Annotated in this window: 17 protein-coding genes; 4 read left to right on the top strand and 13 right to left on the bottom strand. The window is 62.3% G+C overall.

Going from position 1 to position 18,636, the window contains the following annotated elements:
* Positions 1–98 precede the first annotated feature (98 nt).
* From hscB to B0G69_RS12380, 7 genes are all read right to left on the bottom strand, one after another.
* On the bottom strand, positions 99–626 hold the full coding sequence (gene hscB, locus B0G69_RS12410) for a Fe-S protein assembly co-chaperone HscB (protein ID WP_121317316.1): 528 nt from the start codon (positions 624–626) through the stop codon (positions 99–101).
* Positions 627–807: 181 nt separating this feature from the next.
* A complete protein-coding gene (iscA, locus tag B0G69_RS12405; RefSeq protein ID WP_121317314.1) occupies positions 808–1,131 on the bottom strand; it encodes an iron-sulfur cluster assembly protein IscA in 324 nt (107 codons plus the stop codon).
* A 172-nt stretch (positions 1,132–1,303) separates the two neighbouring features.
* Positions 1,304–1,720, bottom strand: a complete 417-nt coding sequence (iscU, locus tag B0G69_RS12400; RefSeq protein ID WP_121317312.1) for a Fe-S cluster assembly scaffold IscU — start codon at positions 1,718–1,720, stop codon at positions 1,304–1,306.
* A 71-nt stretch (positions 1,721–1,791) separates the two neighbouring features.
* Positions 1,792–3,015: an IscS subfamily cysteine desulfurase gene (locus B0G69_RS12395; RefSeq protein ID WP_121317310.1), complete on the bottom strand. Its 1,224-nt coding sequence runs from the start codon at positions 3,013–3,015 to the stop codon at positions 1,792–1,794.
* A gap of 76 nt (positions 3,016–3,091) precedes the next feature.
* The gene (gene iscR / locus B0G69_RS12390; protein WP_121317308.1) at positions 3,092–3,622 is read right to left on the bottom strand and encodes a Fe-S cluster assembly transcriptional regulator IscR; all 531 of its coding nucleotides are present in this window, start codon (positions 3,620–3,622) and stop codon (positions 3,092–3,094) included.
* 131 nt (positions 3,623–3,753) lie between these two features.
* Positions 3,754–4,251, bottom strand: a complete 498-nt coding sequence (locus B0G69_RS12385; RefSeq protein WP_121317306.1) for a low molecular weight protein-tyrosine-phosphatase — start codon at positions 4,249–4,251, stop codon at positions 3,754–3,756.
* A gap of 186 nt (positions 4,252–4,437) precedes the next feature.
* Entirely contained in the window at positions 4,438–4,677 is a 240-nt protein-coding gene (locus B0G69_RS12380) for a hypothetical protein (protein ID WP_121317304.1), read from the bottom strand.
* Positions 4,678–4,939: 262 nt separating this feature from the next.
* Between B0G69_RS12380 and B0G69_RS12375 the strand changes: the two genes are divergently transcribed.
* Positions 4,940–5,485 (top strand): hypothetical protein, encoded by a 546-nt coding sequence (locus tag B0G69_RS12375; protein WP_121317301.1) that lies wholly within the window; start codon positions 4,940–4,942, stop codon positions 5,483–5,485.
* 228 nt (positions 5,486–5,713) lie between these two features.
* Here the strand turns inward: B0G69_RS12375 and B0G69_RS12370 are convergent, their stop codons facing one another.
* The gene (locus tag B0G69_RS12370) at positions 5,714–7,129 is read right to left on the bottom strand and encodes a lactate utilization protein B (RefSeq protein ID WP_121319344.1); all 1,416 of its coding nucleotides are present in this window, start codon (positions 7,127–7,129) and stop codon (positions 5,714–5,716) included.
* Between the two features lie 115 nt (positions 7,130–7,244).
* On the bottom strand, positions 7,245–7,967 hold the full coding sequence (locus B0G69_RS12365; RefSeq protein ID WP_121317300.1) for a (Fe-S)-binding protein: 723 nt from the start codon (positions 7,965–7,967) through the stop codon (positions 7,245–7,247).
* Between the two features lie 178 nt (positions 7,968–8,145).
* Here B0G69_RS12365 and B0G69_RS12360 point away from each other — a divergent pair, with 178 nt between their 5' ends.
* Complete coding sequence (locus tag B0G69_RS12360; protein ID WP_121317298.1) at positions 8,146–8,952, top strand: IclR family transcriptional regulator; 807 nt, start codon at positions 8,146–8,148, stop codon at positions 8,950–8,952.
* 108 nt (positions 8,953–9,060) lie between these two features.
* On the opposite strand, the gene pbpG is transcribed toward B0G69_RS12360, so the two are convergent.
* Complete coding sequence (gene pbpG / locus B0G69_RS12355; protein WP_121317296.1) at positions 9,061–10,254, bottom strand: D-alanyl-D-alanine endopeptidase; 1,194 nt, start codon at positions 10,252–10,254, stop codon at positions 9,061–9,063.
* Between the two features lie 163 nt (positions 10,255–10,417).
* Here pbpG and B0G69_RS40655 point away from each other — a divergent pair, with 163 nt between their 5' ends.
* Together B0G69_RS40655 and B0G69_RS12350 are read left to right on the top strand one after the other, a co-directional pair.
* A complete protein-coding gene (locus B0G69_RS40655; RefSeq protein ID WP_147440725.1) occupies positions 10,418–10,624 on the top strand; it encodes a hypothetical protein in 207 nt (68 codons plus the stop codon).
* Positions 10,625–11,016: 392 nt separating this feature from the next.
* Complete coding sequence (locus tag B0G69_RS12350) at positions 11,017–11,589, top strand: phasin family protein (RefSeq protein WP_095418901.1); 573 nt, start codon at positions 11,017–11,019, stop codon at positions 11,587–11,589.
* Positions 11,590–11,937: 348 nt separating this feature from the next.
* Here B0G69_RS12350 and lpdA read toward each other — a convergent pair whose 3' ends face one another.
* From lpdA to aceE, 3 genes are all read right to left on the bottom strand, one after another.
* Entirely contained in the window at positions 11,938–13,728 is a 1,791-nt protein-coding gene (gene lpdA / locus B0G69_RS12345) for a dihydrolipoyl dehydrogenase (protein WP_121317294.1), read from the bottom strand.
* A gap of 257 nt (positions 13,729–13,985) precedes the next feature.
* Complete coding sequence (aceF, locus tag B0G69_RS12340) at positions 13,986–15,635, bottom strand: dihydrolipoyllysine-residue acetyltransferase (RefSeq protein ID WP_121317292.1); 1,650 nt, start codon at positions 15,633–15,635, stop codon at positions 13,986–13,988.
* A gap of 86 nt (positions 15,636–15,721) precedes the next feature.
* Positions 15,722–18,418 carry a pyruvate dehydrogenase (acetyl-transferring), homodimeric type gene (gene aceE, locus B0G69_RS12335; RefSeq protein WP_121317290.1) on the bottom strand — a complete coding sequence of 899 codons (2,697 nt, stop codon included), beginning with the start codon at positions 18,416–18,418 and terminating at the stop codon, positions 15,722–15,724.
* Between the last annotated feature and the right edge of the window lie 218 nt (positions 18,419–18,636).

Here is an 18,636-nt window from a genome sequence, read left to right as displayed (position 1 = left end):
CTGGATGTAATGCTACGGCTGCTGGCAGGTGCGTTGCTTCATGTCAGGTTGCGTCTGCGCTCGTGTTCTACGGAAACCCACCCACGGCACGTCGGCTGCTAATACTCGAGCCGCTCGATCTGCACGCCGATTTCCGACGCCACCCGCTCGATGAACATCAACTGCCGCACGGCTTCGCCCGCCGCCTGGTTCGCGCCGCTGTCGAGCGATGCGCCGAGCTTGCCGAACCGCACGCGCTCTTCGTCGCGCAGCTCCGTGAGCAGTGCGTCGAGCGCATCGACGTTCTTCGCCGCGGCCGCGTCTTCAATGCTTTCGCGCCACTCCATCTGCTGCATCAGGAACGCCGGCTCCATCGCCGTGTTGTTCTCCGCGCCGACATCGATGCCACGCAACGACAGCAGATACGTGGCCCGCTTGAGCGGATCGCGCAGCGTCTGATACGCCTCGTTCGCACGCGTCGCCCATTGCATCGCGATGCGCTTTTGCGCGTCGCCGGCTGCCGCGAAGCGGTCCGGATGCACTTGCGCCTGCACCGTGCGGTACGCGTGATCGAGCGTCGCCGCATCGAGCGCGAATTGCGCCGGCAGATCGAACAGATCGAAGTGGCTGTCGTTCAGCGAGGCCATCGGATTAAAAGTCCGTTGATGAAAGCGCACCGGAGTGCAGTCTAAAAATGTGGCTCGAAAGCGAATGCGTGGCCGGGCGTGAAATGCCAACCAGCCAAGCCATGCGGCGGCGGATGTGCGGATCAAATTAAAAAGGCGGCCCGCGCCGCCTTTGATCCGCTGCACGCGGAAGTCTTTGGATTTACACGCGGAACGACTCGCCGCAGCCGCATTCGTCCTTCACATTCGGGTTGTTGAACTTGAAGCCTTCGTTCAACCCTTCGCGTGCGAAGTCGAGTTCCGTGCCGTCGATATAGGCGAGGCTCTTCGGGTCCACAATGATCTTCACGCCGTTGCAATCGAACACTTGGTCTTCGGGTGCGAGTTCGTCCACGTACTCGAGCTTGTAGGCCAAGCCGGAGCAACCGGTCGTACGCACGCCGACGCGCAGCCCGACGCCTTTACCGCGACGGGTCAGATACTTCTGGACGTGCTGTGCTGCCTTCTCGGTCAACGTAATTGCCATAGCGTTTCTCATTGCGCAGTGCGCGCGCCGTACGGGTGTCGAGCCCCCGTGTGACGCCTGGCGCCCTGCTGCCCTGCTGCATCAAATATCGCTCATGCTGGACGGCGCGTTGAATCTGCCCCGTCCGCTTCCTGTCACTCAACCGCGCTCAACCCCGCGCCGCAAAGATCGCTCAAGCGTGCTGCTGGTCGCCTTCGACGACCGCTGCTTCACCGTGACGTTGCTTGTAGTCGGCGACCGCTGCCTTGATCGCGTCTTCCGCGAGGATCGAGCAGTGGATTTTCACCGGCGGCAGCGCCAGTTCTTCGGCGATCTGCGTGTTCTTAATCGACATTGCCTGATCGAGCGTCTTGCCCTTCACCCATTCGGTGACGAGCGAGCTCGACGCGATTGCCGAACCGCAGCCGTACGTCTTGAACTTCGCGTCTTCGATCACGCCGTCCGCGCCCACGCGGATCTGCAGCTTCATCACGTCGCCGCAGGCCGGCGCGCCGACCATGCCTGTGCCGACCGCATCGTCGTCCTTCGCGAAGGAACCGACGTTGCGCGGGTTTTCGTAGTGGTCCAGAACCTTGTCGCTATAAGCCATGATTACACTCCTTGATCCGTTTCAACCTGCAATTTGCAATTCGATGAATTCGACGTCGTCCAAACGGCGCGTCAGTGCGCTGCCCACTGGATGGTCGAAATATCGATCCCGTCCTGGTGCATTTCCCACAGCGGCGACAAGTCGCGCAGCTTCGAAATCTTGCTCTTCAGCAGGTTGATCACGTAGTCGACGTCCTGCTCCGTCGTGAAGCGGCCCACCGTGAAGCGGATCGAGCTGTGCGCGAGCTCGTCGTTGCGGCCGAGTGCGCGCAACACGTACGACGGCTCCAGCGAGGCCGACGTGCAAGCCGAGCCCGACGACACCGCCACGTCCTTGACCGCCATGATCAGCGATTCGCCTTCGACGAAATTGAAGCTGATGTTCAGGTTGTGCGGCACACGCTTTTCCATGTCGCCGTTCACATACACTTCTTCCATTTCCGACAGGCCGGCAAGCAGACGGTCGCGCAGCATGCGGACGCGCTCGTTTTCCGTCGCCATTTCTTCGCGCGCGATGCGGAATGCTTCGCCCATGCCGACGATCTGGTGCGTGGCCAGCGTGCCCGAACGCATGCCGCGCTCGTGACCGCCGCCGTGCATCTGCGCTTCGATGCGGATACGCGGCTTGCGACGCACGTAGAGCGCGCCGATGCCTTTGGGGCCGTAGGTCTTGTGTGCCGAAAACGACATCAGATCGACCTTCAGTTTTTGCAGGTCGATGGCGATCTTGCCGGTGGCTTGCGCCGCGTCGACGTGGAAAATGATGCCCTTTTCGCGGGTGATTTCGCCGATTGCCTCGATGTCCTGGATCACACCGATCTCGTTGTTCACCGACATCACCGACACCAGAATCGTGTCGGGGCGCAGCGCGGCCTTGAATTTTTCCAGGTCGATCAGACCATCGTCCTTGACGTCCAGATACGTGACTTCGAAGCCCTCACGCTCGAGTTCGCGGCAGGTGTCGAGCACGGCCTTGTGCTCCGTCTTTACCGTGATGACGTGCTTGCCCTTGCTCTTGTAGAAGTGCGCCGCGCCCTTGATCGCGAGGTTGTCCGACTCCGTTGCACCCGAGGTCCAGATGATTTCGCGCGGGTCTGCGTTGACCAGCGCGGCGACATTCTCACGCGCTTCTTCGACCGCACGCTCCGCGTCCCAGCCATACGAGTGGCTGCGCGATGCGGGGTTGCCGAACTGCTCGCGCAGATACGGAATCATCTTGTCCACCACGCGCGGATCGATCGGCGTCGTAGCGCTGTAGTCCATGTAGATGGGCAGATGGAGAGAGTCGTTGTTCATCAATTGCTCCGGGGACGTCATGTGCTCTGGCTTCTGGGTTCTTGATCAGACAGCGGCGAATGCTAAATACCGCGCCTCACGAACCGGCCATGTTGAAAACGGAATTGGGCCCTTTCGGCACGGGGCGAACAGGCTCGACCGCCGGCGCTTCGTTGCGCCTGTCGCGCAGCACCGCTGGCGCGCCTTCGCGCGAGCGCTGCTGATCGACCAGATCCTTCAGGGAGACCGAATCGAGGTACTCGACCATTTTCTGGTTCAGCGTCGACCACAATTCATGCGTCATGCAGTGACCGTCGTGCTGTTTGGTGCCCTCGCACGAGCCCTTGCCGCCGCACTGGGTGGCATCGAGCGGCTCGTCGACCGCGATGATGATGTCGGCCACCGTCACGTCTTCAGCGCGGCGGGCCAGATTGTAGCCGCCGCCCGGCCCGCGCACGGACTCGACGATTTCGTGACGACGCAGCTTGCCAAACAGCTGCTCGAGGTACGACAGGGAGATATGTTGGCGCTGGCTGATACCCGCAAGCGTCACCGGGCCCTGCTCCTGGCGAAGCGCCAGGTCAATCATCGCCGTGACGGCGAAACGGCCTTTCGTGGTGAGTCTCATATGGTGTGGGAACCGCAATTCTCGACAAGTTTGGTCAAGTATAAATACATGAGCGATTTAGTCAAGTATCCCTGTTGCGAAGTGGGTCATTTACTTAATAAGCGACGAACCTGAGTACGCCGCTACGGGAACTACGCGAGCAACTGGGGACGCAACGCGGCGATCAAACCGCGGCAGGCGACTTCGCACTGATCCAGCACCTGCTCGAAGCCTTCCGCACCGCCGAAATATGGGTCGACGACTTCGCGGGTGCCGTCCCAACGGCCATCCGCTTCCGGGACGAATTCCATCAACAGCCGGATCTTGTCGCGCTGTGCCGGCGGGCAGATCTGCCGCAGCGCGGCGACGTTCTTCTCGTCCATCGCGATCAGCAGATCGAAGCGCTCGAAGTCAGCGGCGGCGATCTGGCGACCGCGCAAGGCGGTCAGTTCATAACCCCGCTGCCCCGCCGCATGCTGTGCGCGCTCGTCGGGTGGCGCACCGATGTGCCAGTCGCCCGTGCCGGCGGAATCGATCAGGATGCGCTCCGCGAGCTTCTCCTCATCGACCAGATGGCGCATTACGCCTTCCGCCGTCGGCGAACGGCAGATGTTCCCCAGGCACACGAAGCAGACGGACACGGTTTTCATCGGAAGTTTCGGGCGCTTTTTTCAGGCGAGACTGATGGTTAATAAACAGTGCCGCGATTATACAAAGCCGGACACATTCTCGCCGAAGGTCGTTGCGGCGGCCTCAGGGATAACTTGCATCCAGTCCGCAAAGCAGTTCGATGGACAGCCCGCATGAGCGGTCAGCAAGGCTATCCGGCCCTGAACTCAGGATGCCTCGGCAAGCGGCATCGAGGCCGTGGCACGCATCGGCTTGGCCGGCAGGGCCGAAGCGGCGTCGATCATGCCGTACGAGACGGCGCGCGCGAGCTCCGCGGTCAGTTGATCAGCGTCCAGCGTGATCTGAGGAGCGCGCGAAGCGGCACTGCCGCAAACATGCAGATAAGCAGCCGCAGCGAGCGGCACAACAATGGCAAGGGGCCAGTACACCGATATTGTCTTTTTCATGATGTGTTTTTTCCAATTAGGGGCGCATGAGCTTGTGACGCACTATGCCCAGTGCAAATGCTATAGGAATTCACAATCAGGAAAAACCCGCCGGTACGAGATACAGCGTTGCTCCAAATGGAACAGTCAATTGTTGATTACGTCCTGCAGCCGCGGCGCACGTTGGCACGAAAAAGAAATCCTTACAAACATATACAAACTGCTCATGACGGACAGGGATAATGGCGGTCTTACAAAAGTAATCCTCTCGCACTGGCTCATCATGAAACGTCTTGCACCCCTTACCGGCCTGCTGATCGCCGCCCTGCTCGGCGGCTGCGCGGTCTATCCGGACGGCACGCCGATGTATAGCAACGATGGCGGCGGTTATAGCGGATACGACGGATATGACGGCTACGCCACCGGCGGGCCGGTCGTGCCGCAAGCCAATGTCTATATGGGATATAGCAACTACTCGGGCCCCGGCTACTACGGCGGGCCGGGGCGCTACTACGGACCGGGGCCCGGCTATCGCGGCTACCCTGATCGGGGTCGGCCGAATAATGACAACCATGGAAACCATGACAACCGCGGCGACAATGGCGGTCAGCATGGGCACCCGAACGGCGGGGCGCCTCCGCAGGGCGCGGCCGGCGGGCCGCGTGGACCTAGCGGGTCGAATGCGCCACGCCCCGGCGCGGGAGGTCCGCCGCCCCAGTCACCGCAGCAGCAGGCGGGCAATGGCGGCGGGCGCGTCAGCGGTGACCGCGCAAGGCCGGCCGGAGACACGTCCGGTCGTCAATCTGGTGGAGCGATAACGCAGCATTGAGCGCCGCGTGCGATGCGATGCGGCATCGGTTTCGCACGCTTCACCCCCGAGTGGCGAATCCCCACGCCCGATAAATGAGTCTGAGTCGCCGCGCCCCAGCGGCGGCTTGCCAATCTCATTTACTCTATCCTTTGCCCGGTACCGGGTTGCCGGCGCGCCGCGCCTCGCCGAGCCGCCAGCGATTGCGCGCAGCTACGCGCAACGCCCGCTCGTCAACGCCAGTTCAGCTCAGCCAATATGGCTACGCTGCGCGGCATACAACTCCCTGAACGTCCGGCCGACCGGCGCCGGCATATCGCGCGTGTTGGTCCAGCCCGCGCCGCCCAGCGGCAATTTAGCAATCGAACGATTTCGTCCACCCATCCGCTCGAGCACGCGCACGGCCAGCTTGGTGAAGAGCGCATAAGCGTCGGGATGCAACGCCATAAAACCCCACACGGCCAGCCCGGTGCGCTCCCTCCACGGACGCAGACGCCGCTCCACCTGCTTCTCCCGCAACTTGCGCAGCAAATCCGAGAGCGGAATCCCCACCGGGCACACGCTATTGCACTCGCCGCACAAGGTCGCGGCCTGCGGCAAGTCCAGCGCCTTGTCGATTCCGACATAGCTCGGCGTCAATACCGAACCCATCGGCCCGGGATAAACCCATCCATATGCGTGGCCGCCGACCTTCTGATAAACCGGGCAATGATTCATGCAGGCGCCACAGCGGATGCACCTGAGCATCTCCTGAAAATCACCGCCGATCAGCCCCGTGCGCCCGCCATCGACCAGCACCACGTACATGTGCTCGGGGCCGTCCTGATCGCCCTCGCCGCGCGGTCCGGTCAGCACGGAAAAATAGTTCGACGTGCTCTGCCCGGTCGCCGAGCGCGGCAGCAGGCGCATCGCCGTGGCGAGGTCTTCGAGCGTCGGCAGCACCTTCTCTATGCCGGTGACCGCGACATGCACGCGCGGCATCACCGTGCACATGCCCTCGTTGCCCTCGTTCGTGACGAGGACGACCGAGCCCGTTTCCGCCACCACGAAATTGCCGCCCGTCACGCCCATGTCCGCGCTCATGAAGTGCGGCCGCAGCATCTCGCGCGCTTCGCGCGTCATCTCGGCAATCTCGGTCAGACGCGGGCGGCCATGCGTCCTCGCGAACAGGTCGGCGATCTCGTCCTTATCCTTATGGACGACCGGCGCGATGATGTGACTCGGCGGCTCGTTGTCGTTGATCTGCAGGATGTATTCGCCGAGATCGGTTTCGATCGACTGCACGCCCATTTGCCCGAGCACCTCGTTCAGGCGCATTTCCTCGGTAACCATCGACTTCGTCTTGATCACCTTCTTCACGTCGTGCCGCCGCGCGATGTCGCCGACGAGCCGCGCCGCCTCCTGGGTCGTTTCGGCGAAGAGTACCGTCACGCCGCGGCGGCTCGCCTCGCGTTCGAAGTTTTCCAGCCACACGTCGAGATTGTCCAGCGCGCGATTGCGGCGCTCCTTGAGCGCCGCGCGAGTGGCGGGAAAGTCGATCGCGGTCATTGCCGTGGCGCGGGCCGACACGAACTTGGTGGACAGCTTGGTCAGGTTCTGCTGCAACCGCTGGTCGGCAAGTTTCTGACCGGCGCGAGCCTTGAACTGCATCGATTGGATTTGCATGGCGGCCTTGAGCGGACTCGAAAACGCGACGCGCGGCACGCGCGAGTCGATATGCGTGAAATGAATGGCGCGGGTGGAACGACAAGCGGCAGGCGGCGACCAACGGCCACGCGCCTTATATGTCTCCCGCCAGCACCTGAGCGATGTGCAGCACCCGCGTGGTCGAGTCCCCGGTTCGCCGCAGACGGCCTTCGATGTTGAGCATGCAGCCAAGATCGCCGAGCACCACCGTGCCGGCGCCGGTCGCACTAATATTCGCGCACTTCTCGTCGACGATCGCCGTCGAGATATCGCCGTACTTGACCGCGAAGGTGCCGCCGAAACCGCAGCAATGCTCGCAATCCTTCATCTCCGTCACCGCGACGCCCACCTGCGCGAGCAATGCGCGCGGCTGGCTCTTTACGCCGAGTTCGCGCAACCCCGAGCAGGAGTCGTGGTACGTTACGTGGCCCGCAAACTCGCCCGGCTGCAATTGCACTTTGGCCACGTTGACGAGGAAATCGGTCAGCTCGAACACCCTCGCGCGCACCCGACCGTAGCGGTTCATCAGTTCGGGGTCGTCGGCGAACAGGTCACCGTAGTGCACGCGGATCATGCCGCCGCACGACCCCGACGGCACCACCACGTAGTCGAACTGTTCGAACTCGCGCAAGGTTTTCTCGGCCAGATCGCGCGCAATGCGCCGCTCTCCCGAGTTGTACGCGGGCTGCCCGCAACAGGTCTGCGCCGGTGGCACCACCACCTCGAAACCGGCGCCTTCGATCAGTTTGATGACCGAAAAGCCAATCTCGGGACGCATCAGGTCGATCAGGCAGGTGACGAACAATCCGACTCGCATGAGCCCTCCTTCGGGAAAACGTCCCTGATTATCCGCTGTTTGGCGCACAATACCAACGGCCGGAAGGCATAGGACGAACGCCTCGCAAATTCGAGCAGGCCTTCGAACCGCGTTCGCTTTTTTCACTATACGAGATACAATCAATTTCCGCTGTTTGACGCGTCAACCGATTCTTCCCATGAGCGATACGAACCCGGATCCCAAAACTTCGATCCAGGTGATCGAACGCATGATGCGCCTGCTCGATGCACTCGCGGCGCATAGCGACCCGGTCAGCCTGAAAGAACTCGCTATCCGTACGGAGTTGCACCCGTCCACCGCGCACCGCATCCTGAACGACATGGTGATGTGCCGGCTGGTCGACCGCTCGGATCCCGGCACCTACCGTCTCGGCATGCGCCTGCTCGAACTGGGCAATCTGGTGAAGGCGCGTCTGTCGGTGCGCGACGCGGCGCTGACGCCAATGCGCGAGTTGCACCGGCAGACCGGCCAAACGGTGAACCTGTCGGTACGCCAGGGCGACGAAATCGTCTACATCGAACGCGCTTATTCCGAACGTTCCGGCATGCAGGTGGTGCGGGCCATCGGCGGGCGGGCGCCACTGCATCTGACTTCGGTGGGCAAGCTGTTCCTCGCCGCCGACGAATCCACCCGCGTGCGAGCCTACGCCACGCGCACCGGCCTGTCGGGCCACACGCAGAACAGCATCACCGACCTGAGCAAGCTGGAGCGCGAGCTGTCGCACGTGCGCCAGCAGGCCTGCGCGCGCGACAACGAGGAACTGGAACTGGGCGTGCGTTGCATCGCAGCCGGCATCTACGACGACACCGGCAAGCTGGTCGCCGGCCTGTCGTTATCGGCGCCGGCAGACCGCCTGCAGGACTCGTGGCTCGGGCAGCTCAGCCAGACGGCGCTGATGATTTCCGAAGCGCTCGGCTATCGGCCACAGGCGCCTCATGATCATTCGCGCAGTCATCAGGCCTGAGACGGCCGCCACTCCTGCGCCGTTGCAATGAAAAAAGCCTCGCGAAAATGCGAGGCTTTTTCATTCACGCGCGGCCGTCCTGAAAACCGGCCGCCGCAACGCCGCTCTTCAGGTGCCGGGACCGCTGGCATCCGCGCTGGTGATACGCGGCTGGTCGCCGCCGTTATCCAGCCACGTGCGCAGACGCGTCGCGTCCGCGAAACGCGAATACTTGCCCGACGAATCCAGCAGCACCATGATCATGGGACGGCCATGAATGGTCGCCTGCATCACGAGGCACTCGCCCGCCTCGTTGATGAAACCGGTCTTCTGCAGACCAATGTCCCACGTCGGGTTGCGCACCAGCGCATTGGTGCTGTTGTACGCCAGCGAACGCTTGCCGGTGTACACCTCGTAGCTGCGATCGGTCGAGAATTTGCGGATCAGCGGGTACTGGTACGCCGCGTTGACCATCTTCACGAGGTCGCGCGCGCTCGACACGTTCTGGCTCGTCAAACCCGTGGGGTTTTCGAAGTGCGTGTCGGTCATGCCGAGTTGTTTGGCCTTCGCGTTCATCGCGGCGAGGAACGCCGGACGGCCGCCCGGGAAATACCGCGACAGCGCAGCGGCGGCCCGGTTTTCCGAGGCCATCAGCGCGATGTGCAGCATGTCCTCACGCGACAGTACCGAGCCCACCGACAGACGCGAGCCGGTGTTCTTCTCGTAGTCGCGGTCTTCGTCGGTCACTTCGATCTGGTCGGTCATCGACTCTTTCGAATCGAGCACCACCATCGACGTCATGAGCTTGGTGATCGACGCGATCGGCACCACGGCGCGCGAGTTCTTGTCGAACAGCGGCTCGCCGGAGTTCTGGTCGATCACGTAGGCGACGCTCGAGCGCAACATCAGCGCGTCCGGCGTTTCGTGCAGGCCGAAAGCCTGGCCGACGGTTGGCTGGCGCGGCTCATACGCGACGCGGCGCACCACCGAGTGGTGACGGCCGTTCGACGTGAAGCTCACGCGCTTGCGCTTCGCGCTGGCGCGCGGCGCATCGTCGTCCGCGGCGGCCGCGGTTTTCACCGCCGCGCCTTTACCGGCCCTCGCCGACTTGCCCGACACCTTGGCGGTGGCGGCAGCGGCGGCCGGCTTCTTCGCGGCTTTAGCGTGTTTGGAGGTTTTTGCAGTCGCAGCAGCCGTGGCGGCAAAGCTGCTGACAGGCGTGGCGAACGCCGCTGCGACGACCAGGGAGACGGCCACCGACAGAGCGGTGCTGCGGGCCGCGCCGTGGATCACTTTTAGCGACGAAAACATGTCGGTTTTCATGGGTGTTCGGTAGGGAGCGGCGAGAAGTTTCCGCAAGTGTAGTAAAACAACGAAAAATTAGCAATTTGAAGCACTTATAAGCGCTCCTTAAACCGGCTTGTAAGCTCCGATCGCAAAAACACAAATAAGTGCCGCGCGTCGATCGAAAAAAACGATCGCCAACGTGCTGCGTCTCGCCCTTGCCGCCATCCGCCGAATCGAGGGATTGTTGCAGCTTAACGGCAATTTCGAGACAACCTTGATGAGGGGAAATACGGTTGGAGCATCGGCAGGTGCAGCCGCCGGGCAAGATGTCGTCGGGGCCTCCTGCTCACCTTGTAAACGCCTGCTGGAGACCGCCAACGCGCATTCGACCGGCATGAAGCATTAACGTTCCATGACAGTTTGCGGTTTACACCGAATCTTCATTTCATGACTTTTCGTGAGATGCGGATGTTACCGTTCCCCGCCCGATCCTGTTGTGGCGGAAGAAAAACTCAGCGAACCGGTCCCGAATAACGATTTATGCCGCACCAGCACGGTGCAGCAGTCAAATCGACCGGCGTCACACGAATGACATGCTTACTGCATAACGTGTTGTTTTGTCAGCATTTTCTTAAAATTGTGCGCCGCACAAAAACCGCTTGACATTCCTTGTGGTCATCTTAAAATGAGGACATTGCTGCGATGCACAATACATCGCGGTCCGGGGGAGACGACCTTCCGTCTCGCCACCACCCAATGCGGTCCGCACAGACAGACCGCAATCCAGGAGCGTAAACCATGACTCTGCTGACCCCTGAGCAATTCGCCGCAGCCCAGAAAGCCAACTTCGAAACGCTGTTCGGCCTGACGACCAAAGCATTTGAAGGCGTCGAAAAGCTGGTTGAGCTGAATCTGCAAGTCGTCAAGTCGACGCTCGCGGAAAGCCAGGAAAATGCCCAACGCGCGCTGTCGGTCAAGGACGCGCAGGAATTGCTGGCGCTGCAGGCAAGCCTCGCGCAGCCGGTGGCTGAAAAGGCGCTGTCGTATGGCCGCCACGTGTATGAAATCGTTTCGGCAACGCAAGGTGAATTCACCCGCGTCGCGGAAGCCCAATTTGAAGAGCAAAACCGCAAGGTGCAGTCGCTCGTCGAAAACGTCGCGAAGAACGCACCGGCCGGTTCGGAAACCGCCGTGGCCGTGATGAAGTCGGCAATCACCGCCGCCAACACCACGTACGAAACGGTTCACAAAGCAACCAAGCAAGCTGTCGAAATCGCCGAAAGCAACTTCAACGCAGCCGCTACCGCCGCGTCGAAGGCCGCTTCGCAAGCCGCTGCGCAAGCATCGCGCTCGGCCAAGAAGGCAGTCTAAGCTTCAGGCATCGCTTTCGGGCAGTACCTCACGCCGGCATCGCGCAAGCAGTGCCGGCGTTATCGTAAGCAACAGCGTCGTGCCGTTGCCGCTCACACGGTTTGATTGGCCGAACGCTCCGATACGTTGAACAGCGTATCGTTTGCCCGGCCAAAAGCCGGGATTTTTTTGGCCGGCTGCCGAACATGAGGCGGCGAGCATGCGTAAGCCACCGCCGCGAGTGTCGTGGCGGCACGACAAGCGCCCTGCCCTGTTGCCCGATGAAAAGAAACGGCGCGTTCCTGACGGGACGCGCCGTTTCTCTTTGCTCCTTCGAACCCGCCCGCAAGCGGGGCCGGCCGAACGGCTTTACTTCTTTTTCTGCGGCGGCAAATCGGTGCAGACGCCTTCATACAGCTCGGCGGCCATCCCGATCGATTCGCCCAGCGTCGGGTGCGGATGAATCGTCTTGCCGATGTCGGTCGCGTCCGCGCCCATTTCGACTGCGAGACAGACTTCGCTGATCAGGTCGCCCGCATTCAGACCGACGATCCCGCCGCCGATCACGCGATGCGTTTCCTCGTCGAACAGCAGCTTCGTGAAGCCTTCGTCGCGGCCGTTGGCGATCGCGCGGCCCGAAGCCGCCCACGGGAACACCGCCTTGCCGTACTTGATGCCCTCGGCCTTCAACTGGTCTTCAGTCTTGCCGGCCCACGCCACTTCCGGATCGGTGTAGGCCACCGACGGAATCTGCAGCGCGTCGAAGTACGCCTTCTCGCCATGCGCGGCTTCGGCGGCGACGTGGCCTTCGTGCACCGCCTTGTGCGCGAGCATCGGCTGACCGACGATATCGCCGATCGCGAAGATGTGCGGCACATTGGTGCGCATCTGCTTGTCGACGTCGATGAAGCCGCGATCAGTGACCGCGACGCCCGCCTTGTCCGCGCCGATCCGCTTGCCGTTCGGCGTACGGCCGACGGCGACCAGCACGAGGTCGTAGCGCTGCGCTTCGGCCGGCGCCTTCTCACCTTCGAACGACACGTAGATGCCGTCGTCCTTCGCTTCGGCTGCGGTGGTCTTGGTCTTCAGCATGACGTTCGCGAAACGCTTGCTGTTGAACTTCTCCCACACCTTGACCAGATCACGGTCCGCGCCGGCCATCAGGCCGTCGAGCATTTCGACCACATCGATTTGCGCGCCGAGCGTTGCATACACTGTCGCCATTTCGAGGCCGATGATGCCGCCGCCGATCACCAGCATGCGCTGCGGAATCTGCCGCAATTCGAGCGCGCCGGTCGAATCGACCACGCGCGGGTCTTCTGGAATGAACGGCAGCTTCGCCGCTTCCGAGCCCGCGGCGATGATCGCCTGCTTGAACTTGACGACCTTCTTGCCGCCTTCGGTCTGCACTTCCATGTGGTTTGGATCGACGAACGCGCCGGTGCCCGTCACCACTTCGACCTTGCGTAACTTGGCCATGCCCGCGAGCCCGCCGGTCAGCTTCTTGACGACACCCGACTTGAAGTCGCGCAGCTTGTCGAGATCGATCTGCGGCTTGCCGAATGTGATGCCGTGCGAGCCGAGCGCTTCGGCTTCGTCGATCACGAGCGCCGTATGCAGCAGCGCCTTCGACGGAATGCAGCCGACATTCAGACACACGCCGCCGAGCGTCGAATAACGCTCGACCAGCACCGTCTTCATACCGAGGTCGGCCGAGCGGAACGCGGCCGAATAGCCGCCGGGGCCCGAACCGAGCACGAGCATGTCGCACTCGATATCCGCGCTGCCCGCGAAACTGCCGGCTTGCGGAGCGGGCGTGGGCGCCGCCGACTTTGGCGCGGGCGTTGCTGCAGCCTGCGCCGGAGCCTTTTCAGGCTCGCTGGCCGCGGCCTTCGGTGCATCCTTGGCGGGCGCGGCGTCCGCCGACGTTTCGACGAGCGCAATCACGGTGCCTTGCGAGACCTTGTCGCCGGCTTTGACGCGGACTTCCTTGACGGTACCGGCGGTATCGCTCGGCACTTCGATGGAGGCCTTATCGGACTCGAGCGTCATCAGCGCCTGTTCGTTCTCGATGACGTCGCCCGCTTTGATATTGACTTCGATGACATCGACGTCCTTGAAGTCACCGATATCCGGCACTTTTACTTCGACGAGACTCATGTTGTCCCCTTCTCTTATTGATCGTGATGTGCGAAGAACCTACCCCATGGGCCCAAAAGCTGGCAGCGCGACGAACAGAATCATCCTTTGCTGACCGCCGAAGGACGCGCCTTTCTTTCGCTTACTCTTCTTTGGAAGACAAAGAAGAGTAAGTGCCGCCCCGCACAGGGGCGACGCTAATAGACCGACAAGAATGCAGGTTCTGCAAAAGTGCGCGGATCACAGACATATAGTCAGCGCCCCGCGCAACATCACCATCAAAGAATCACACGCCGGAAATCGGCAAGAAGCGCCCCAAGATACGCATTGAAGCGCGCAGCTTCAGCCCCGTCGATAACCCGATGGTCATACGACAGCGACAGCGGCAACATCAGCTTCGGCACGAACTGCTTGCCGTCCCACACCGGCTTCATCGCTCCACGCGACAGACCGAGAATGGCGACTTCAGGCGCGTTGATGATCGGCGTGAAATGCGTGCCGCCGATCCCGCCGAGCGATGAAATCGAGAAGCAGCCGCCTTGCATCTGATCCGGCTTGAGCTTGCCGTCGCGTGCGGCCTTCGACAGATCCGTCATTTCCTTCGCGATCTCGACGAGACCCTTCTTGTCGGCGTCGCGAATCACCGGCACCACCAGACCATTCGGCGTATCGGCGGCAAAACCCACGTGGTAGTACTGCTTGAACACGAGGTTGTCGCCATCGAGGCTCGCGTTGAACGTCGGGAATTTCTTCAGGGCCGACACCACGGCCTTGATCACGAACGCCAGCATCGTGATTTTCACGCCGGCCTTTTCGTTTTCCTTGTTCAACTGCACGCGCAGCGCTTCGAGTTCGGTAATGTCCGCTTCGTCGTTGTTCGTGACGTGCGGAATCATGACCCAGTTGCGATGCAGGTTCGCGCCCGAAATCTTCTTGATGCGCGACAGCGGCTTCGGATCGATCGGACCGAACCTGGTGAAGTCGACCTTCGGCCACGGCAGCAAATTCAGCTCGCCGCCACCTGCGGCGGCCGGCGCCGCACCTGCGGGCGCTGCGCGCTGGCCGGTCATCACGCCCTTGATGAAGGCGGTCACGTCGGCTTGCGTAATGCGGCCCTTCGGACCCGTGCCCTGCACCTGCGTGACGTCGACACCGAGTTCGCGTGCGAACTTGCGCACCGACGGCGACGCGTGGCTCGCGTGGCGCGTGCCGCCCTCGCCAGCCGGAATCGACGGTGCTTGCGCAAGCGCCGACGGTGCGGCCGGCGCGGGCGACGGCGTGGCCGGCGCATCGGACGGCTCTTCGGCGGGCGCCGGCTTCGCAGCCGGTGCGGGAGCCGGCGCGGCAGCCGCGCTTTCGGCTTCCACGACCACGATCACCGAGCCTTCCGAGACCGTATCGCCGACCTTGACCTTCACTTCCTTGACGACCCCGGCGGCCGAGCTCGGCACGTCCATGGTCGCCTTGTCGGATTCGAGCGTCACCAGCGACTGCTCTTTCTCGACGCGATCCCCGACCTTCACCGCGACTTCGATCACGGGAATGTCTTTGTAGTCGCCGATATCCGGCACCTTGACTTCCTGCAGGCCGCCGCCGCTCGCAGCGGGTGCGGGCGCAGCAGCCGGCGCGGGCGCCGGTGCGGCAGCAGGAGCCGGGGCAGGAGCAGGAGCCGCCGCCGCTCCACCTTCGGCGCCTTCCAGCACGACGATCAGCGAACCCTCCGACACGTTGTCGCCGACCTTGACCTTCACTTCCTTGACGACGCCGGCCGCCGAACTCGGCACATCCATGGTCGCCTTGTCGGATTCCAGCGTAACGAGCGATTGCTCTTTCTCGACGGTATCACCCGCCTTCACCAGCACCTCGATCACAGGAATGTCCTTGTAATCGCCGATGTCCGGCACCTTGACTTCGATCGCTTGACTCATTGTTAGTGTCTCCTGGGCCGCGCACGCAGCCTGCCTCTGTCGATCAGAAGCAGGCGCGCACGCCGTGGCACACGGGGAATGATGCCTTAGACGGTCATCGGGTTGGGTTTGGCGGGATCAAGGTTGTACTTCTTGAGCGCCTCGGCGACCACCTTGCGTTCGATCGTGCCTTCGTCTGCCAGCGCATTCAGCGCGGCAACCGTGACCCAGTAGCGGTCGACTTCGAAGAAGTGGCGCAGCTTTTCGCGAGTGTCCGAACGGCCATAGCCATCCGTGCCCAACACGACGAACTTCTGCGGCACGAACGCACGGATCTGCTCGGTCAGCGCGCGCACGTAGTCGGTCGATGCGATGACCGGACCTTGCGCGTCCTTCAGCAGCTTCTCGACGTGCGAGAGTTTCTTCTCTTCGGTCGGGTGCAACAGGTTCCAGCGCTGGACTTCGTGACCTTCACGCGCCAGTTCGGTGAAGCTCGGCACGCTCCACAGGTCGGCGGCGACGCCCCAGTCGTTCTTCAGCAGGTCGGCGGCGGCGATCACTTCGTTGAAGATCGTGCCCGCGCCCATCAGCTGCACGCGCGGCGCCTTCTTGTCCGCTTCGGCCTTGCGGAACGCGTACATGCCCTTGATGATGTCGGCCGCTACAGCGTCGCCCTGCGGAATCGCCGGGTGCTCGTAGTTTTCGTTCATCACCGTGATGTAGTAATACACGTCTTCCTGGTCAGCCACCATGCGGCGCAGACCGTCCTGCATGATGACCGCGAGTTCGTAACCGAACGTCGGGTCGTAGCTGATGCAGTTCGGCACCGAAGCGGCCCACAACAGCGAGTGGCCGTCTTCGTGTTGCAGACCTTCGCCGTTCAGCGTCGTGCGGCCCGCGGTGCCGCCCAGCAGGAAGCCGCGCGAGCGCATGTCGCCCGCCGCCCATGCGAGGTCGCCGATACGCTGGAAGCCGAACATCGAGTAGAAGATGTAGAACGGGATCATGATTTCGCCGTGCGTCGAGTACGACGTCGCGGCGGCGATCCAGTCCGCCATACCACCGGCTTCGTTTATGCCTTCCTGCAGAATCTGACCGGTTTCCGACTCGCGGTAGAACATGAGCTGGTCGGAATCCTCCGGCACGTACTTCTGGCCGTCCTGATTCCAGATGCCGATCTGACGGAACAGGCCTTCCATACCGAAGGTACGCGACTCGTCCGGCACGATCGGCACGATGCGCTTGCCGAGCGCCTTGTCCTTCAGCAGGATGTTCAGGATCCGCACGAACGCCATCGTCGTGGAGATCTCGCGGCCTTCGCCCGTGCCCTTCAACAGCGGCTCGAACGCCGACAGTTCCGGCACCGGCAGCGAGTCCGCCTTCTGACGACGCGCCGGCAGATAGCCGCCGAGGTCCTGGCGGCGCGCGCGCATGTACTCGAGTTCCTTCGAACCTTCTTCGAACTTGAGGTACGGCACGTTGACGAGGTCTTCGTCGGCGATCGGCAGACGGAACTGGTCGCGGAATTTCTTCAGCTGCTCCACCTGCATCTTCTTTTGCTGGTGGGTGATGTTCATCGCCTGGCCGGCTTCGCCCATGCCGTAGCCCTTGATCGTCTTCGCGAGGATGACGGTCGGCTGGCCCTTCGAATTCGACGCTTCCTGGAACGCTGCGTAGATCTTGTGCGGATCGTGGCCGCCGCGATTCAGATTCCAGATGTCCTCGTCGGACCATTCGGCGACCAGCGCCTTGAGTTCCGGCGTGTTGAAGAAGTGCTCGCGCACAAAGGCGCCCGACTCCGACTTGTACGTCTGGTATTCGCCGTCGACGACTTCCATCATCCGGCGCATCAGCGCGCCCGACTTGTCGCGTTGGAACAGCGCATCCCAGCGGCTGCCCCAGATCACCTTGATCACGTTCCAGCCAGCGCCGCGGAATTCGCTTTCGAGTTCCTGAATGATCTTGCCGTTACCGCGCACCGGGCCGTCGAGGCGCTGCAGGTTGCAGTTGATCACGAACACCAGGTTGTCGAGGCGTTCGCGACCGGCCATGCCGATCGCGCCGAGCGATTCCGGCTCATCCGTTTCGCCGTCGCCGAGGAAGGCCCAGACCTTGCGGCCTTCGGTCTTCGTGATGCCGCGCGCCTGCATGTATTTCATGAAGCGCGCCTGGTAGATCGCCATGATCGGACCGAGGCCCATCGACACGGTCGGGAACTGCCAGAAGTCCGGCATCAGCCACGGGTGCGGGTACGACGAGATGCCCTCGCCGCCCACTTCCTGACGGAAGTTGTCGAGCTGGTTTTCGCTCAGGCGGCCAAGCAGGAACGCGCGCGAGTAGACGCCCGGCGACGAGTGGCCCTGCACGAACACGAGATCGCCGCCATGCTCGGCCGACGGCGCGTGCCAGAAGTGGTTGTAGCCGACGTCATACAGCGTGGCCGCCGAAGCGAACGACGCGATGTGGCCGCCGACGTTGGTTTCCTTGCCCGCGCGCAGCACCATCGCGATGGCGTTCCAGCGCGTGTACGAGCGGATGCGGTGTTCGAGGTCCTGGTCGCCGGGGATCTTCGCCTGGCGGGCAACCGGAATCGTATTGATGTACGGGGTGTTGGCCGAGAACGGCAGATGTTCGCCGTGCACGCGGGCGAACTCGATCTGTTTCTCGATCAGGTAGTGGGCACGGTCGGGGCCCACAGCAGAAATCACGCCATCCAGCGCCTCAAGCCATTCGCCGGTTTCCTGGGGATCGTCGTCTTTTTCAGCGGCGACATATTTCATGACTTCGTCGGGTACAGCGGACATGCTCGTCTCCTGGATATAGAGGAACGCTCTTTGGACAGACGACGCGGACGAAGCACGACCGCGGCAGCTTCGGCCGATTGTAATAAGGGTCCCGACGTCCACGCAACAAAATTTTCAAATGACGAGATCAATTCTCATAATGCGGAAAATTGCTGCGACGCAACCTGGTTTGACTGCCGATCGGCGGATACGTCGGCTAGTTTGCGCCGATTAATGGC

This window comes from Paraburkholderia sp. RAU2J (genome assembly GCF_003634845.1).
GTDB lineage: Bacteria > Pseudomonadota > Gammaproteobacteria > Burkholderiales > Burkholderiaceae > Paraburkholderia > Paraburkholderia fynbosensis.
The sequence above is the reverse complement of the archived record's forward strand: the minus strand, read 5'-3'. Positions and strand labels throughout refer to the sequence as shown.

Excerpts from the sequence above, each read along its gene's own strand:
- hscB (WP_121317316.1), bottom strand. The coding sequence starts at position 626 with ATGGCCTCGCTGAACGACAGCCACTTCGATCTGTTCGATCTGCCGGCG.
- iscA (WP_121317314.1), bottom strand. The coding sequence starts at position 1,131 with ATGGCAATTACGTTGACCGAGAAGGCAGCACAGCACGTCCAGAAGTAT.
- iscU (WP_121317312.1), bottom strand. The coding sequence starts at position 1,720 with ATGGCTTATAGCGACAAGGTTCTGGACCACTACGAAAACCCGCGCAAC.
- B0G69_RS12395 (WP_121317310.1), bottom strand. The coding sequence starts at position 3,015 with ATGAACAACGACTCTCTCCATCTGCCCATCTACATGGACTACAGCGCT.
- iscR (WP_121317308.1), bottom strand. The coding sequence starts at position 3,622 with ATGAGACTCACCACGAAAGGCCGTTTCGCCGTCACGGCGATGATTGAC.
- B0G69_RS12385 (WP_121317306.1), bottom strand. The coding sequence starts at position 4,251 with ATGAAAACCGTGTCCGTCTGCTTCGTGTGCCTGGGGAACATCTGCCGT.
- B0G69_RS12380 (WP_121317304.1), bottom strand. The coding sequence starts at position 4,677 with ATGAAAAAGACAATATCGGTGTACTGGCCCCTTGCCATTGTTGTGCCG.
- B0G69_RS12375 (WP_121317301.1), top strand. The coding sequence starts at position 4,940 with ATGAAACGTCTTGCACCCCTTACCGGCCTGCTGATCGCCGCCCTGCTC.
- B0G69_RS12370 (WP_121319344.1), bottom strand. The coding sequence starts at position 7,129 with ATGCAAATCCAATCGATGCAGTTCAAGGCTCGCGCCGGTCAGAAACTT.
- B0G69_RS12365 (WP_121317300.1), bottom strand. The coding sequence starts at position 7,967 with ATGCGAGTCGGATTGTTCGTCACCTGCCTGATCGACCTGATGCGTCCC.
- B0G69_RS12360 (WP_121317298.1), top strand. The coding sequence starts at position 8,146 with ATGAGCGATACGAACCCGGATCCCAAAACTTCGATCCAGGTGATCGAA.
- pbpG (WP_121317296.1), bottom strand. The coding sequence starts at position 10,254 with ATGAAAACCGACATGTTTTCGTCGCTAAAAGTGATCCACGGCGCGGCC.
- B0G69_RS12350 (WP_095418901.1), top strand. The coding sequence starts at position 11,017 with ATGACTCTGCTGACCCCTGAGCAATTCGCCGCAGCCCAGAAAGCCAAC.
- lpdA (WP_121317294.1), bottom strand. The coding sequence starts at position 13,728 with ATGAGTCTCGTCGAAGTAAAAGTGCCGGATATCGGTGACTTCAAGGAC.
- aceF (WP_121317292.1), bottom strand. The coding sequence starts at position 15,635 with ATGAGTCAAGCGATCGAAGTCAAGGTGCCGGACATCGGCGATTACAAG.
- aceE (WP_121317290.1), bottom strand. The coding sequence starts at position 18,418 with ATGTCCGCTGTACCCGACGAAGTCATGAAATATGTCGCCGCTGAAAAA.